11 protein-coding genes and 3 pseudogenes are annotated in these 15,097 nt (G+C 67.4%); 10 read left to right on the top strand and 4 right to left on the bottom strand.

What is annotated here, in order from left to right:
* The first annotated feature begins 160 nt into the window (after positions 1 to 160).
* Positions 161 to 1,030 (top strand): hypothetical protein, encoded by an 870-nt coding sequence (locus AB0H87_RS12305; RefSeq protein ID WP_360143164.1) that lies wholly within the window; start codon positions 161 to 163, stop codon positions 1,028 to 1,030.
* A 163-nt stretch (positions 1,031 to 1,193) separates the two neighbouring features.
* On the opposite strand, the gene AB0H87_RS12300 is transcribed toward AB0H87_RS12305, so the two are convergent.
* Positions 1,194 to 2,408, bottom strand: coding sequence for a vanadium-dependent haloperoxidase (locus AB0H87_RS12300; RefSeq protein ID WP_360143162.1), 1,215 nt, complete (start codon positions 2,406 to 2,408; stop codon positions 1,194 to 1,196).
* Positions 2,409 to 3,308: 900 nt separating this feature from the next.
* On the bottom strand, positions 3,309 to 4,079 hold the full coding sequence (locus AB0H87_RS12295) for an NAD(P)H-binding protein (RefSeq protein ID WP_360143192.1): 771 nt from the start codon (positions 4,077 to 4,079) through the stop codon (positions 3,309 to 3,311).
* An 82-nt stretch (positions 4,080 to 4,161) separates the two neighbouring features.
* On the opposite strand from AB0H87_RS12295, the gene AB0H87_RS12290 reads away from it, so the two are divergent.
* Complete coding sequence (locus AB0H87_RS12290) at positions 4,162 to 4,632, top strand: Rrf2 family transcriptional regulator (protein ID WP_360143160.1); 471 nt, start codon at positions 4,162 to 4,164, stop codon at positions 4,630 to 4,632.
* Positions 4,633 to 5,437: 805 nt separating this feature from the next.
* Here the strand turns inward: AB0H87_RS12290 and AB0H87_RS12285 are convergent.
* A pseudogene (locus AB0H87_RS12285) lies at positions 5,438 to 6,294 on the bottom strand (IS5 family transposase).
* Between the two features lie 347 nt (positions 6,295 to 6,641).
* On the opposite strand from AB0H87_RS12285, the gene AB0H87_RS12280 reads away from it, so the two are divergent.
* The 5 genes from AB0H87_RS12280 (at position 6,642) to AB0H87_RS12260 (ending at position 10,895) form a co-directional block, all read left to right on the top strand.
* Positions 6,642 to 7,607, top strand: coding sequence for an ATP-binding cassette domain-containing protein (locus tag AB0H87_RS12280; protein WP_360143158.1), 966 nt, complete (start codon positions 6,642 to 6,644; stop codon positions 7,605 to 7,607).
* On the top strand, positions 7,604 to 8,449 hold the full coding sequence (locus tag AB0H87_RS12275; RefSeq protein WP_360143156.1) for an ABC transporter permease: 846 nt from the start codon (positions 7,604 to 7,606) through the stop codon (positions 8,447 to 8,449). Before AB0H87_RS12280 ends, AB0H87_RS12275 begins: the two co-directional genes overlap by 4 nt.
* A gap of 19 nt (positions 8,450 to 8,468) precedes the next feature.
* A complete protein-coding gene (locus tag AB0H87_RS12270) occupies positions 8,469 to 8,975 on the top strand; it encodes a DoxX family protein (RefSeq protein WP_360143154.1) in 507 nt (168 codons plus the stop codon).
* A gap of 27 nt (positions 8,976 to 9,002) precedes the next feature.
* A complete protein-coding gene (locus tag AB0H87_RS12265; protein ID WP_360143152.1) occupies positions 9,003 to 9,836 on the top strand; it encodes an alpha/beta fold hydrolase in 834 nt (277 codons plus the stop codon).
* Between the two features lie 423 nt (positions 9,837 to 10,259).
* On the top strand, positions 10,260 to 10,895 hold the full coding sequence (locus tag AB0H87_RS12260; protein ID WP_360143196.1) for a hypothetical protein: 636 nt from the start codon (positions 10,260 to 10,262) through the stop codon (positions 10,893 to 10,895).
* Positions 10,896 to 11,228: 333 nt separating this feature from the next.
* Here the strand turns inward: AB0H87_RS12260 and AB0H87_RS12255 are convergent.
* Positions 11,229 to 11,977 (bottom strand): annotated as a pseudogene (locus AB0H87_RS12255) (non-reducing end alpha-L-arabinofuranosidase family hydrolase); the annotation flags it as partial.
* Between the two features lie 255 nt (positions 11,978 to 12,232).
* Between AB0H87_RS12255 and AB0H87_RS12250 the strand changes: the two are divergent.
* The 3 genes and pseudogenes from AB0H87_RS12250 to AB0H87_RS12240 all read left to right on the top strand — a co-directional run bounded on the left by AB0H87_RS12250 (position 12,233) and on the right by AB0H87_RS12240 (position 14,901).
* Positions 12,233 to 13,567: a hypothetical protein gene (locus AB0H87_RS12250; RefSeq protein WP_360143150.1), complete on the top strand. Its 1,335-nt coding sequence runs from the start codon at positions 12,233 to 12,235 to the stop codon at positions 13,565 to 13,567.
* Positions 13,568 to 13,617: 50 nt separating this feature from the next.
* Positions 13,618 to 13,815 (top strand): annotated as a pseudogene (locus AB0H87_RS12245) (transposase); the annotation flags it as partial.
* 516 nt (positions 13,816 to 14,331) lie between these two features.
* On the top strand, positions 14,332 to 14,901 hold the full coding sequence (locus tag AB0H87_RS12240; protein ID WP_360143148.1) for a DUF1062 domain-containing protein: 570 nt from the start codon (positions 14,332 to 14,334) through the stop codon (positions 14,899 to 14,901).
* Positions 14,902 to 15,097: the final 196 nt, after the last annotated feature.

Raw genomic sequence — 15,097 nt, 5'->3', positions numbered from 1 at the left:
CCAGCGACCTGGGACCAGCCCGGACTCGGACGGCCGCCATTCCTCCACCCGCCCGGCCTCCGACGGACCGGATCGCGATTCGCGCTTATCGACGACGCCATTGTGGGAGGCCGTCGAAGGTTGCGAGAATGGCCCGTGAAACTCGCCGGATCGGAGCGACGTGACCCAGACACTGGTCGCCGAACTGCGGCACAGCCTCCGCAATAAACGTTGGTGGCTGCTGGTTCCGCTGATGGCGGTATTCACCCTGGTCGCGTTTTCGATGAACGACGTCGCCGCGGAGATGTACGGCAACTACGATCCACAAGGTGACGACGAGGTCCTGGAACAGTTGGGCGTACTCGTTACGCATCGGTACACCTCCGGGCACTCGGCCGGGCAACTCCTCGCGATGCTGTTCGCCGCCGGCCTGGTGACCCGGGAGTTCGCCGGCCGGATCGGCGTGCCCGCCGCCTTCGCGCCACCGGGTTGGCTTGCCGCCCTGGTCGCGAAGCTGGCCGTCGCGGTGCTGACCTCGCTCGCCCTGGCCGCGGTCGCCGGGGTCGTGGCCTACGCGTTGACTCGAGCCGACGCTAACAGCCTCGCTGGATACGAAGACAAGGTCCTGGCCAACCCGGGCGATTATCCGTACGCACCGTCGCCGACGGAGATCCACACCGGGATCCGGCGCACCCTGCTCATCGGTCTCGGCTACTTCCCGATCTGGGCCGTGCTGGGTGTTGGCCTGGGCTTGCTGGTACGCCGCCTGCCGGTGGCGGTGGCCATCGGCGTCATCTTCTACCTCTGCTCGGTCGTCGTGAGTACGATCGCCGCACCGCTCCTCACCTTCATACCGACGTTTATGCACGCCGGGATGACCCAGGTCGTGTACGAGTTGCCGAGTGGTGGCCGGATCGCCGCCGCGAACATGGCGGTCACCGGGGCCCTCGCCGTCCTGATGTGCGCTGTCGGCGTGATCACGCTCAACCGCCGTGCTGCATGGGAGAAGCTCGGCGCCGCCGTGGATGAAAGCGCCCGGAACGACCGCTGAGCAGTCGCGGCGAGGAACTGCTCGCAGGACGCCTACCCAACTCGAAGCCGCTGATCGCGTCATCGAGCATCAGCGCGTGCACGCAGCCGCGAGCCTTGGCGAGCTGCTCGGCCGTCGCCATTTGGGTCGGCCCCGGTCAGGCCGGGGCCAGCCGGTCCCCGCCTCACGGTCGCGGGCGGAAGTGGTGCCGGACCGCGTACCGGAAGACCTCCTCACCCAGCTTCGCCCCGTCGACGTCCGCGGTGCGGAAGTGGACGCCGCCCCAGACGCGGGCGCCGATGAGTTCGGTGAGTGCCTGCGAGAAGCTGGTGAACCGCCGGGTCGTACCCGAGTCGGCGCTGTGGCCGCTGAACGTGACGTCGTCCCGGCCGAAGAAGTAGCGGTACAGCGACATCCGGGCGCCAGTGCCGCAGGCGTGACCGGAGGGGTATTCGGGGAAGGGCGGCGTGACGAGAAGCGACGTCCAGCCCGGGTCCGCCGTGGTGCGGGGGTTGCCGTCCGTGTCGGCCAGCGGGACCGCCGTGACCGGACGCCAGTAGCTCCAGACGTCCTTCTGGCGGAAACAGGCCACACCCGAGTCGGCCACGACGAGGTCGGTCATCGCGAAGAACCGGGCGGTCTGCAGAACGTCCAGCCGCTGGCTGGTCGCGAGCTGGCGCTTGATCTCCCAGTTCGCGGATCGGCGGTCGTGCCACCAGATCGTGGCCTCGGTCTGGTCCTGGGTGCGCACGGTGCTCGTGGCCGAGCCCAGCTGCTTGACCTCGTTCAGGTCGCGGGCGTACGCGGCGCTGGTAAGCGCAGGCGGCCCGGGTGTGCGGAACGCCGACACGCGGGGAAGGAGGAACGGCCGCATGTGCCCGGTCCACGCGCCCTGGGACAGGAACAGCGGCGGCGTCGGCCGCCACTGACCGGGCTCGGTGCCGGTCGCCCACTGCTGGTCCCCGAACGCGCCGTCGCTCTGCCGGGCGGCGACCATCGCGGCCGCGGCCCGGTCTCCGACCCGGATGCCGCCCTGCTTCGACCGCCCCTCGGGTATCGCGGCGAGCGCGGCGTCGTACTGTGCTTGCAGGCGCGACTGCTGAGCGGGGAAGAGCGCGGCGAGCACCCCGTGCGCGGCGGCGGCCACGGCCGCGTCCACCGACTCGGTCCCGCCGGTGGCCGGCGCGACGAGGTACGGCTCGTACGGAGTCCCAGCGATCGCGTTCACCGCGTCGTAGACGGCGCCGTTCACCATCGCGAAGCTGCGCACCTGCTCGTTCGGCTGCTGGCCGGCGATGTCCCAGATCGCCGTCTGCGCGTTCAGGTCCCAGGTGACTACGGGATTGGCGGGGTTGGCGTCGGAGGCCGCACCCGTCGCGGTTGGCGCTGGACCGACCATCGTGGACACGAGCAAAGACCCGAGCGCGACGGCTACGGAAAGAGTGCGGGACCAGATCGTAGGGCGTGGCGACGGCCGACGTGTCATAGTCTCCCTTTCGGTCTGTCGTCGTTGGTGGCCTCGGCGGGCTCCCTGCGACGCTGCCCGGAGAGGCATCGACAACTTTCGACGATATCATCGACGGCTCTCAAATCCCGCCTCTCCCGGAGCGCGACGGTGACAGGCGCCGGGGACGGGCTGGACCGTATGCGGAGAGCGGCGGCCACCAAGACATGTAATGCCGCGAGCAACCCGCCGGCACCACCTTCACCGTGACCGCGTTCGTACGGGTAGGAGGCGGCGCGTGATGAGCGATGAGATCACCGAACGCGAGGTGTTCACCGCCGCTCACTGCCGTGACCACTGAGCGCACCGCAGGGTCTCCGGTCCTAATCGGACCGTGCTGCTGCCCGCGGTCGAGGCGCGGCTCGAGGGCGGGGTCCACGACGGGCGCCATCAGAATGATCGAGCTCAACGCAGACGTTAGCCACTCCAGACCGTCACCTTCCCGCAAACCGGCCTGTATGTCGCCCGCATCGATTGGGTCTTCGGCCTCCCCCATGGAGGCTCACATCGCCGCAACCGGGCGTCCCTTCGCCGCGGATGGGCCTCACGGACCTGACGAACCTGAGGCACTCCCACAGCGCTAACGGCCTACCTCGGCGGCAGCAAGTGGATCAAGGGCCTTGGGAAGACGCAACCATGCTGACTCACGCGCCGGACAACACATGGAGTGCGCGGCCGTCCCCAGACATCGGAGCACGGTGCGCCAGCAGTTCTCGACCCACTCACGCGCTACCGACCAGCTCGACGCAGAACGCCGCGCGACGATGAGGAGCAAACGAGCGCCTGCGTCGCACGTTACGGTGCCTCGACGGATGTGCGGTCCGGTCCTTGTCCCGCTAGCCAATCGTCGAAGGTGGTGGGCGTGATGCGGGCGCCGGCGCCGGGCAGCAGCACGGTGCCGGCCATATCCGGGCCAAGGATGGCCGACCACGTCGGAACGAGCTTCACCGAGTGGCCGCGCGCTTGGTTGGTGCGGCGTGCCATGTCGACGAGGTCCTGGGTTTCCGGGCCAGCGATGTCGGCGTAGCGGCCTCGCGGCTCACCCACCGCGACCTCGGCAAGGACCTCGGCGACATCCTTAGGGGCGATCGGCTGCACGAGCAGCGGCGCGATCGTCGCGACGCCGTCGCGCTCGGTCCAACTGGCGACCATCGCGGCGAAGTCGTGGAACTGCGTGGCCGGAACGATCGTCCACGGCAGCGGACTCGCGGCAACCAGGCGCTCCTGCTCACGTTTACCCACGTAGTGCGCGTTGCCTTCGACGCGGTCGACCCCGACGATCGAGAGCAGAACGTGGTGTCGGATGCCGGCCCGCTCCCCGGCAGCGAGCAGGTTGCGGGTGGCGGTTCCGAAGTACGCCACCGTCTCCGCGTGGCCGGCCGCCGGCGCGCTGGTGACGTCGACGACCGCGTCGACGCCGGCCAAGGCACGGTCGAGCCCGTGACCGGTAGACAGATCAACACCCAGGGAACGACTGATGCGTACGACGTCGTGTCCGCCCCGTTCGAGTGCGGCGACCGTGAGGGCACCGATGTTTCCCGTCGCCCCAGCGACTGCGATCCGCATGACGATCTTCCCTTCGTTCATTGGCAGGCCAGACGCTATCCCGGACTTACCAGATCCGCAATATCCGCGATAAGCTGGCGCTGTGAAGCTGCCCGCGAGCACCGAATGGCTGTTGCACTGCGCCGCGACACTGGCCCAACTCGAACCCGGAGCCAGCGCGTCGGCGGCGCAGCTCGCGCGCTACTACGACCTCCCGGCGCCCTATCTGGCCAAGCAGCTGCAAGACCTCGTCAAATCCGGCGTGCTGACCGCGACGACAGGCCCACGCGGCGGGTTCCGGCTGGCACGACCACCGTCCGAGATCACACTGCTGCGGATCGTCGAGGCGGTCGACGGCACCTCCCCGCCCTACGAGTGTCGCGAGATCCGCCAGCAGGGACGCGGGGCGCTGCGCCCCGAGGAATGCCAGAGCACCTGTGTTCTCGCCCAGAAGATGACCGAGGCCCACGACGCATGGCGGCACAGCCTGGCCGGCGTCTCGCTCGCCGACATCATCGCCACGCTTCCCCCGACAGCTCCGGCCCGGACCCGATCCCGTCTAGGTGGTTCATAGACAGGTGAGGGCGCAATCGCGAAGATCGGCGATCAGGCTGTCGACGACCAACGACGTAGTCCGGTTGCATTCCGTATGCCATGCGGCGATGCGTGCAGGAATCCTCCCCCGGCCCAAACGCGACGCAATCAGGTGGAACATCCGGGGGCACGGGGGTGATCACAGCGTGCGCAGGGTGCCGTGTCTATCGCGCACAAACTAGCGGCGATCAGGACGGTCATTCCCCGACGTAGACGTCCGTGACCAGGGACAACCGCATGGGCAGTGCGCAGTTGTGGGCTGTATCCCGCCGTCGAGATCACCCTGCGCCTCGGCGGGTATCCGCCCAGCTCAGGGCCTGTGCCTCGGCACGTCTGGGGGCGCGTTTCGGGTCGTGAAGCCGCGTCTAGGTGGGGCATGAACCTGCGCTCGATCCACTCACCTGGATCTGTTAGCGCAGGGTTGCTTTGCGGACGCGCCTGGCTCGAGAAGCGTAGTTCGAACGTGCGCGCCTCGCTTCCATCCTTAACTGAACTCGTGTCGACCGCGACGACGGTGCGATAGAGGAGCAATATCCTCCGACATTCCTGCCCGTCCGCAGTCGGGCGGGTGACGCGCCGCCCGTTCAGAAAGAGACCGTGATGCTGGTGTCAGGTCGGCTGATGGTGTGTCGTCGGGCGCCGGTGACGGCGCTTCGACCTATTGCCGTTGGGTTGCGATGCGCAGTGATGGCGGGCTGGTCGGGTCGTCCTTGGGCGTCCCACTGTCCGAGCAGGTCGGTCAGGAGGGCGGCGAGCGGCTCGGCGTCTAGGGTCTGTCCTGCCGATCATGAAAGCCAGATGATGGTGGCGATCAGGAGCAGGCTGGCTCGGTAGATCGCGGCCCGTTTCGCAAAGCGGGTGGCCAGGTCACGCCATTGTTTGAGCCGGTTGAAGCAACGCTCGACGACGTTGCGCTGCCGGTACATCTGCGGGTCGAACGTGGGCGGCCGTCCACCGCGGCTGCCTTTGGCGGCGCGGCGGGCGATCTGGTCGGCTCGTTCCGGGATCGTGTGGCGGATACGTCGGCGGCGTAACGCTTCCCGGGTCGAGTCGTGAGCGTAGCCCTTGTCAGCGATGATCATGTCCGGGCGCCGACGCGCCCGGCCTGGCCCGCGCCGGACCGCGATCGCGTCGAGCACGTTGAGCAATTGCGGATTGTCGCCGGCCTGGCCGCCGGTGAGCACGATCGACAACGGCCGACCACGCCGATCGACCGCGAGGTGAATCTTCGTGCTCAGTCCGCCGCGGGAGCGACCCAGCGCCTCACCGTCCTGCGCTGCCACGGCACCCCGGCCGACGCCCCCTTTTTCCGGGCTCCAGCAGCATGCTGGTGCGCCCGGACAATCGAGGAGTCCACACTGACAACCCATTCCACCGGCTGGCCGTCATCGAAGACCTGCGCGTGCGCCAGGATCCGCTCCCAGGTGCCGTCCACGCTCCACCGCCGCAGCCGCTCATGACAGGTCTTCCACGGCCCTTACCGCTCCGGCAGATCCCGCCACGGCGCGCCCGTGCGCAACTTCCACAAGATCCCGTTGATCACCTGCCGGTGATCACGCCACCTACCCGACCGCGAACCCGGCTCAGGCAACAACGGCTCAATCACCGCCCACGCCTTATCAGTCAGCTCACCACGGCCCACCACCAACGCATGGTGCACGACCCACTGCTACATGATCGGCGGGACACGCCTGCTCAACGCGTCCATCGCCATGTTGCCCATGCTGACCAGGACAGATGCCATCGCGCACGTTAACGAGCGGGTCGCGCGCCTGGAAGCGGAGCTCGTAGTGCAGGCCAAGTGGCGGGAGCACCCCAATCGGGACATGGCCGATGATCCGGGTTCGTGGCGAACGGTCTCCGATCACCTCAAGATACGCTTCTAATCAAACTTGACTAGATGTTTCCTCCTCGTGCACTTTGGCCAAGTAATCAAACTTGACTAGCTCAACCAATCCGTTCGCAACACCGAGAGAAGGAATCGAACCCATGGGAAAGCTCGCGATCGAGACGAGAGGGTTGAAGAAGAGCTTCGGCAAGACCCACGCGGTCGCCGGTGTCGACCTGGCCGTGAGCGCCGGGGGCGTGTACGGCGTGCTCGGTCCGAACGGGGCGGGCAAGACCACCGCGATCCGCATGCTGGCCACGCTCCTGCACCCCGACGCCGGAGAGGCGCAAGTGCTCGGCTACGACGTCGTGCGTGACGCCCAGGCGGTGCGGAGCAGGGTGGGCCTCACCGGGCAGTTCGCGTCGGTCGACGAGGACCTCACCGGGGTGGAGAACCTGTTGCTGCTCGCCAGGCTGCTCGGCTACTCACGCCGCCGAGGCAGGGAGCGGGCGGCCGACCTGCTCGACGCGTTCGGTCTTGCCGAGGCGGCTGACCGGCAGGTGAAGAAGTACTCCGGCGGGATGCGCCGGCGCATCGACATCGCGGCGAGCCTGGTCGTCACCCCCGAACTGATCTTCCTCGACGAGCCCACGACCGGGCTCGACCCGCGCAGCAGGAACCAGGTCTGGGAGATCGTCAGGGGCATGGTCGCCGAGGGCACCACCGTGTTGCTGACTACGCAGTACCTCGACGAGGCCGACCAGCTGGCCGACCGGATAGCGGTGATCGACCACGGGAAGGTGGTCGCCGAGGGCTCGAGCGGCCAGCTCAAGGCATCGGTCGGCGCCGGCTCGCTGCACGTACGGCTACGTGCGCCCGAGCAGCGGGCCGAGGCCGAACGGGTCCTCGCCGGCGTCCTCGAGGTGCCGGCCGAGCCCTCCGCCGACCCGGCCGCGCTGTCCGCAAGGATCTCCGACCCCGAGCGGGTCGCCCGTTCCCTGGCCGAACTGTCCCGCAGCGGCATCGACGTCACCGAGTTCGCGCTCGGTCAGCCGAGCCTGGACGAGGTGTTCCTCACCCTGACCGGACACGCCGCCGAGGAGACACCCGAGGAGGATGCCGCATGAATGCCATGTCCGCGGAGCCGGCGTCGGCGCCGGTCACCGAGGACGCGCTGCGCAGTGTGCTGTTGGTCGGTGAGCGGCCGTCTCGCCCCGGCCCGGTGCTCACCTCGTTGACATTCGGCTGGCGGGCGCTGCTGAAGATCAAACACGTGCCCGAGCAGCTCGTCGACGTGACCATGTTCCCGATCATGTTCACGCTGATGTTCACCTACCTGTTCGGCGGCGCGCTCGCCGGGTCGACACAGGCGTACCTACAGTTCCTGCTGCCCGGCATCCTGGTGCAGGCGAACGTCATGATCACCATGAACACCGGCATAACGGTGAACACCGACATCCAGAAGGGGGTGTTCGACAGGTTCAGGTCACTTCCGGTGTGGCGACCGTCGCCGCTGGTCGGCGCCCTGCTCGGCGATGTGATGCGCTACTCGATCGGGTCGGCGATCGTGATCACGCTCGGACTGGTCCTAGGGTTCCGGCCGGAGGGTGGCGCCGTCGGCGTGGTGCTCTCGGTGGTGCTGCTGCTGGTGTTCTCGTTCTGCCTGTCGTGGCTGTGGACGATGCTCAGCCTGATCCTGCGCACGCCGAACTCGGTGGCGGGGGTCAGCATGATGGTGATGTTCCCGCTGACGTTCGGGAGCAACATCTTCGTGGACCCGAAGACGATGCCCGGGTGGTTGCAGGCGGTCGTCGAGGTCAACCCGATCACCCACCTGGCGACCGTGGTACGCGGCCTGATGCACGGCTCGGTGCCCGCCGGGGAAATCGGCTGGGTGCTCGTCTCGTCCGTACTTCTCGTCGCGGTCTTCGGTCCCATCACCATGGTCCTCTACCGCAACAAGAAGTAGATGCCGCTACCGCGAGCACTTGGTCGAAATCAACTCCGACAACCCGGCCTACTCGGCCAACGCCATCACCGGTACCAGGCCCGGACACGACAAGGAGAGCCGAATGAGCACCATCGCCGAGAACAACTCGGAAACCGTTGCGCACACGCCCGGGCGGGCGAGCAGCATCGGGGTCTGGATTCTGCAAGTCGTGCTGGCGGCGATAATCGCCGGCGGCGGAATCTCGAAGCTCGCCGGCGACCCGGGCATGGTGGACATGTTCGCCGACATCGGGGCTGGCCAGTGGCTCCGGTACCTGGTCGGAGCGCTGGAGGTCGCGGGAGGGGTTGCACTTCTGATCCCGGCTCTGGCGGGCCTGGCCAGTCTCGGGTTGGCGGCATTGCTGACCGGTGCTGTCATCACCGATCAGTTCGTGCTCGAGCAGAGCCCTTGGCTGCCGCTCGCCTTACTCGTCGTGGCGGCCGTGATCGCAGGGACACGGTGGTCGCGCACCGAGGCCGTCGTCGGCACGCTGCTCAGGCGCTGAGACAAATCTCTCGAACGGAGATGTGAGATGAACGAGATGGCCTTTCGCGTGACATCAAACGATGGCACCACCATCGCCTACGACAGGGAAGGAAGCGGTCCGGCCGTCATTCTGGTGGGCGGAGCACTCGACGAGGGGGTGGAGAACGCTCCCTTGGCGCCGGCTCTCGCCGAGCACTTCACGGTCTACAACTATGCCCGTCGGGGACGCGGCGCGAGCGGCTTCACCGAGCCGTACGCCGTGGAAAGGGAGATCGAGGACCTGGATGCGTTGATCGCGGAGGCGGGCGGCTCGGCACACCTGTTCGGGGCGTCCTCAGGCGGCGCGCTGGCGCTGGAAGCCGCCGCGGCCGGGTCAGCCATCGACACGATCGCCGTGTGGGAGGTGCCCTACGCGGTCGGGGACGACATACGCCCGCGATTCGAGGAGTACATCGCAGACACCCGACGCGCCTTCGACGCCGGGCGAGACGAGGAGGTTCTCGAACTGTTCATGCGCATGACCGGCGCCTCCGACGACAACATCGCGGCCAGGAAAGCGGCAGGCAAGCAGACGGCGCATTGGGCGCATTCGGTCGCCCTCGCGCCCACGCTGGTCCACGACAGCGTCTTCCTCAACCGCTACCAATTGCCGGCCGATCGACTGGCAACGGTCACCCAACCGGTCCTGGTCACCACCGGAGGGCCGATCACGGTCCCCTATATGGCAGGCCTGCCCTCGGACTTCTTCGACCGCGCAGCCGACGAGCTTGCAGACCAATTGCCCGACGCTCAACGGGAGACCCTCGAGGGGCCGGATCACGTCGTCGACCCACAGACCGTCGGCCCGCTGTTGCTACGGTTCTTCAGCAGCGAACACTGAGGGGGCCCGCGAGGTGTTGCGGGAATACCGATTAGGCACCGCGCAAGCAGATCTTCGTCGCGCCAGGGACACGGGGGCGGACAGGTGGTGTCGAGGTTGATGTCGTCGGCGGCATCACAGGCCTGACCCTGGGCGTGCTCGCCACCAACGTCTTCGTCGCCACGCAAGGCCGGGCCGTCGTACTGACCTGGGCTTCAGTGGGACTCGACCTGGCCTACTCGCTGCTCATCGGCTCCGTCGTCGGTCGTACCCCGCACTCCGGGCCGACTCAGTACCGCCCACCGAAGCCCTGCGCAGCACATGACCAGGCACCTCGGTAGGGCCAGTGATTCCGGGCTGTGGTCGCATGCGGTCACCGCTCCCGGGCGGTGGCCCGGTGCCGAAAGTCGTGCCCACGGCGTGCTCACGTCAGGAGTGCCACCGATGACGCAGCCGCGTTCCCGGGTCGACCTGTACGCGGCGATCCGACGGGATGCCCGATCTGGGATGTCCAACCGCGCGCTGCAGCGCAAGCACGGCGTCGGCTTCCGAACCGTGACAGCGGCGCTGGAATCTGCATGGCCGAAGGAGAGAAAGCAACCGCCCAAACGCGGCTCACGGCTTGACGCGTACCGAGTGGTGATCGACGACTGGCTGCGCTCGGACCTCGACGCGCCGCGGAAGCAGCGACACACGGCGAAGCGGATCTTCGATCGACTGCTTGACGAACATGACGGGGCCGGGGTGGTGTCGTACTGGATGGTCCGCGAGTACGTCGCCACCCGACGCCGTGAGATTCGCGTCGAGGTCGGACGGGAACCTGCCAACGCGTTCATCCCGCAAGAGCACGCCGCAGCCGTCACATGGTTGCTCGAGCCGGCCCGCCGCCATGACCGGGTTCTGCGGCGGCTGCAGGTGGCCGCGGACAACGCTCGTAGCGGCGATAGCGCGATCTCGACCAGCCGCCGCCACGGCACCCACCACCAGCCCAGGCTGAGACCACGATCAGCAGCACGAGCACCCGCGCAAGGCCCCACGCGCGCCAGAGTCCGTAGGCGAGGAAGGAGAACAGGGCTGTGACGACCACGTGGTGAACAGTCGTGAAGCCTGCCGGCGCGCAGCCCACCAGGGCGGCCCCGACCAAAAGATCCATCACCACCGGCAGGAGTACAAAGCGACCGTGTACAGCACGACCGCCGCGATGCCGGCGCACGGCGGTCTCTGGACGGCCAGCTTAGTCATCGCAGGCTCGGTAATCCGGTGTTGCCGGGCAGCGACGCAGACCTGGGGCCGCCCCAGTCCTGATCGCCACACCGGACCTGTTCGGGAAATCGGGCCAAGCTCAATCCGGGTGTGTCCGGCGCCGGTCGGCGTCGGACACACCCGGGCGGTCTGGGTCAGAAGCCCTTTCCCCTAACGCTGCAGGGTAAGCACACCCGGCCGCCACGGCAGTCGGTTGTAGTCGCCACCGGCGCTGGGGTCCTTCCCTGCCCCTGGCTTCCGATCGCCTCGACGATCATCAGGTACTGGTTTGGCCTTGGACCTTGTAGAATTCGACCCCTTCGATCAGGTTGTTGGTGGAGTCGGTCATGATCGTCGTGTAGTTCGACCCGAAGCTGCCCGGGAGTTCCCGATGGGCATGCTCGACCGGTAGATCATGCCGATGTCACCGGCGAAGGACAGGTACATGTTCTGGTCGTCGCCGATGAGGGGTCTGGTCGATCACGCCGTACGGGGCGCCGGGAAGGCTGGCGGTGGACAGCGTCTGTGCCGCGGATCAACCGTTGGCGTTGGTCGGGTCGGTCGACGTCTTGTAGCTGAACGAGGTCGGCCCCCACTGGTACGCCAGTACCCAGATGTTCTTTGGGGCGAAGTAGAGCAGCGTGGGCGCCACCGTGCCCTGGCCCATCCCGGTCTGCGTGGCCGAGGCCATGTTGGACCAGCTTCGTGAACAGGCCGAAGTTCATCGAGCCATACGATCCTGCGCTCGAGACGTTCGACGCGTAGACCAGGTGCTTGCCGTTGTAGACAACGTTGGTGAGGTCCTTGAGGGACAGCCACCCGTTCCGCGGGTTCGCCAGCGCCCCGGTCGACGACCAGCGGTACGTCGACGGAAGAGCGCAGCCGCTCGGGGGTGAGGAGGACGTGGGCGGTGAGGTCGGGCCGCTCGTGAAGTTGGTCCGCCACTGCTGGTTGGCCCCGCCGTTGCAGTCCCAGATGATGATGGCGGTGCCGTTGGCCGACAGGCGCGATCAGCACCGACCGAAGGCGCCCTTCCATCGGCGGCTGAACAAACCCGGTCCTGGTGGAGACCTCTTTGCTTGAGAGGATCTGGCCACGTCGAAGCAGTACCCGCGAGAAGTGCGGGAGCGGGCGGTGCGTCTGGTGTTGGAACACCGGTCGGCATACTGACCGCCGTGGATGATGAGTGGCGGCTTGGTGAGACCGGGTTCGGGGCAGATTGGTCGCATGAGATGCTCTTCGCCGAGGAGGTCGCCTGGGAGCGCGAGGATCTGGTGGCCGGGATGGTCGAGTTCCTCCGGACGCTGCCGGGCGTGACCGCGGTGGAACACATCGAGCGGGAGGCCGTCGTGATCTCGGCTGCGGCCGTGCCGACCGGGCGCCTGTCCGCGGCGGTGCGTCGCCGCTGGGAGGAGGCCAAGAAGGAGCGACCGCCCTGGATGGCCGCGATGGACCGGGCCGCCGGGATGGTGGAGGGGCTCACCGGTTTCCAGCGGGACGGCTGGCGGCTGACCCACGTCGTCGACAGCGAGCTGAGCCACGTCATCATCCTCGACCACCGGTTCGGCCAGGAACCGGGCGAGCATGTGATCAGGCTGGAGGCGTACGTCCGACTGAAACTGTCGGACGTCCACCAGCACAGCGTCCTGCTGTACAGCGGTGACCTCGACGACGTCGCTGTGCTCGGCGAGGTAGTCACTGGTCGCTTGCGGCCCGCCCTCGAACCGTTGACGTCCGTGGACGCGATCCTGCAGCGGTGGCAGAACCACGAGTCGATCGAGGAGGCCGGGCGGTACCGACTTTCCGAGATCCGGCTGCACGCAAGCGTCCTGGTATCGCGCGGCCGGCTCGCCGAGGCCCGCGAGCTGTACCAGATCGACTACGAGCGGACCCAGCCGTCGCACCGGCCGTACCTGCTGCAACGCCTCGCCGAATTCGGCGTGCCCGCGCTGACCACCGGAAGCGACCCGCGGCTCAGCGTCACCGAGGAGGCGACCCTGACCGCGTGGCACATGAGCACCTTGCCGCTCACCGACCGGCTGCGCGACGTCACCGGCCTGCGCCTGGACGGAACACGCGCGTCACTCGACGAGCTCTGGGCGTGGCTGCGAGATTCGCGGGACCGTCTCCAGCGGGAGTTCGCCGAGGCGGCGCCGACGCTCGCGATGTCGTACTACGGCGCGCTCGCCGGCGGCACCGACGCCGGCCACGCACCGCGCGATCCGTGGTACCGGGTCACAGTGGAGCTTGTCACCGCGTACGTCGGTGAGGTAGTGATCGCCCAGGCGCCGGGGACGGTGTGGGGCATCGGCGCAAACGGCGAACTGGCGTTGATCCGCCGTAGCGGCACAGGACTGCTGTGGCGGGTGCTGGCCATCGTCCACGGCGCTTTCGGCGCGCCGATCGACGAGTTCGACCCGCACCAGCTGCGCCGCCTCGCCGACGACATGCTCCGGTGGGTGAACGCGGACCCGACGAGCCAGGTCTGGATCACCCACACCGGCGCCTAGGGCGTGTCCTACCGATCACGTAGCGGTGGGTCGTCCGCCATGCGTTGGTGGTGGGTCGCGGTGAGGTGACGGACAAGGCGTGGGCGGTGATCGAGCCGTTGTTGCCTGAGCCGGGTACACGCTCGGGTAGGTGGCGTGATCACCGCCAGGTGATTAACGGGATCTTGTGGACGCTGCGTACGGGCGCGCCGTGGCGGGATCTGCCGGAACGTTACGGGCCGTGGAAGACCTGTCATGAACGGCTGCGGGCGCAGCGCGGTCGCCTGCCCATCGCCGCGGATCGTTCACAGGACATAGACGAGGTGGATGGAGAAGCGGTATCCGGGTTCATGTCAGACACGGGCCCACCGCGTTGTCTGTTCTTGCCCTGGCACCGTCAAAGGCCTGGGACGACATCCGGGGCCCGCACAGGGCGGATCGCGGCATGTGAGTTCACCGTTCCTCGACGATCGCTGCCTGCGGACTCGAGCAACGCACGTACCTGATCGACATGACCCCTGACATGCATCAGCGGCATGCGGATCGCTGTCCGGGAATTCGCTTGTGTTCCACTGTCACGTCCTCGTAGGTTGCCGGGCACCCCTTCGCGATGAGGACAGAGGACGAACCGCGTGACCACGCCTGCTCTTTAGACCTGACGCTTCCTCCGTGCATTCGCAGGCCGACGCCCCGTCGGTCTTGCCGGGCTGCCCGCGTGCGCCCGTTCATGCAGCGATCGAGGCCGCGCGTAATCGGCCTCGTGTCAGGTCTTCAGAGAGATCATCATGTCTTCACAACCTCATATCGCGCTGCCCTGGGTCGTCCGCCGCACCAGGCTGCCGCTGCTGTCGTTGCGGTGCGTTGACTGCCCATCGAGGTCGGCCACCACCGGCAAGGGCAGATTCCGCGTCAACGCCAACGGCAAACTCCTGGACGTGTGGCTTCTGGTCCGTTGCGTGTCCTGCGATCGGACGAGCAAGCTCACCGTCCACGAGCGAGCGCCGGTCAGGTCCCTCGATCCGGCATTGCTCGACGGTTACTACGCCAACGATCCGACGCTCGTAGCAGCCACACTGCTCGACCCACAATTCGCTCGACGCCTTGGGCTCGCCCTCGATTGGCAAGGAGCCTGGCAGCTAGACGCTCCACCCGCACGACTCGACGAGGCGTGGCCATGGCACGTGGCAGTCGACTTCGAGGCCGCGGTGCCCATTCGGCCCGACCGGCTCATCGCGCAAGGGCTCCGACTCAGCAGAAACGAGGTACTGCGGCGGGTCAAGTGCGACATATCCCTGCGCCGCCATACGAGCGTCGGATTCACCTTCATCGTGATGACAAAGGTCTCGACCTACTGATTTGCTCATCCAACGGCTGAGAGTCACAGCCGCTCACGGTCAGACGCTCCACGGGGAGTCAGGAACGGGGGCGCGGGCGCAGACCGATCCGTCTGCGCCCCCAGTTCCTGGCAACATCCCGCACTGGCGCGGCGGCGCTGCCGTCTCCCCGATCGGATTGTCCACGAAGAGCTTTGGTTACGTCGCGGTGGAGCTA

It is taken from the genome of Asanoa sp. NPDC050611, from assembly GCF_040654855.1.
GTDB lineage: Bacteria > Actinomycetota > Actinomycetes > Mycobacteriales > Micromonosporaceae > Asanoa.
Note: the sequence above shows the minus strand (reverse complement) of the source record. Positions and strands in the feature narration are given on the sequence as shown.

Coding starts and splice junctions, on each gene's coding strand:
- AB0H87_RS12300 (WP_360143162.1), bottom strand. CDS start 2,408: ATGGTCGGTCCAGCGCCAACCGCGACGGGTGCGGCCTCCGACGCCAAC.
- AB0H87_RS12295 (WP_360143192.1), bottom strand. CDS start 4,079: ATGCGGATCGCAGTCGCTGGGGCGACGGGAAACATCGGTGCCCTCACG.
- AB0H87_RS12280 (WP_360143158.1), top strand. CDS start 6,642: ATGGGAAAGCTCGCGATCGAGACGAGAGGGTTGAAGAAGAGCTTCGGC.
- AB0H87_RS12275 (WP_360143156.1), top strand. CDS start 7,604: ATGAATGCCATGTCCGCGGAGCCGGCGTCGGCGCCGGTCACCGAGGAC.
- AB0H87_RS12265 (WP_360143152.1), top strand. CDS start 9,003: ATGAACGAGATGGCCTTTCGCGTGACATCAAACGATGGCACCACCATC.
- AB0H87_RS12260 (WP_360143196.1), top strand. CDS start 10,260: ATGACGCAGCCGCGTTCCCGGGTCGACCTGTACGCGGCGATCCGACGG.
- AB0H87_RS12240 (WP_360143148.1), top strand. CDS start 14,332: ATGTCTTCACAACCTCATATCGCGCTGCCCTGGGTCGTCCGCCGCACC.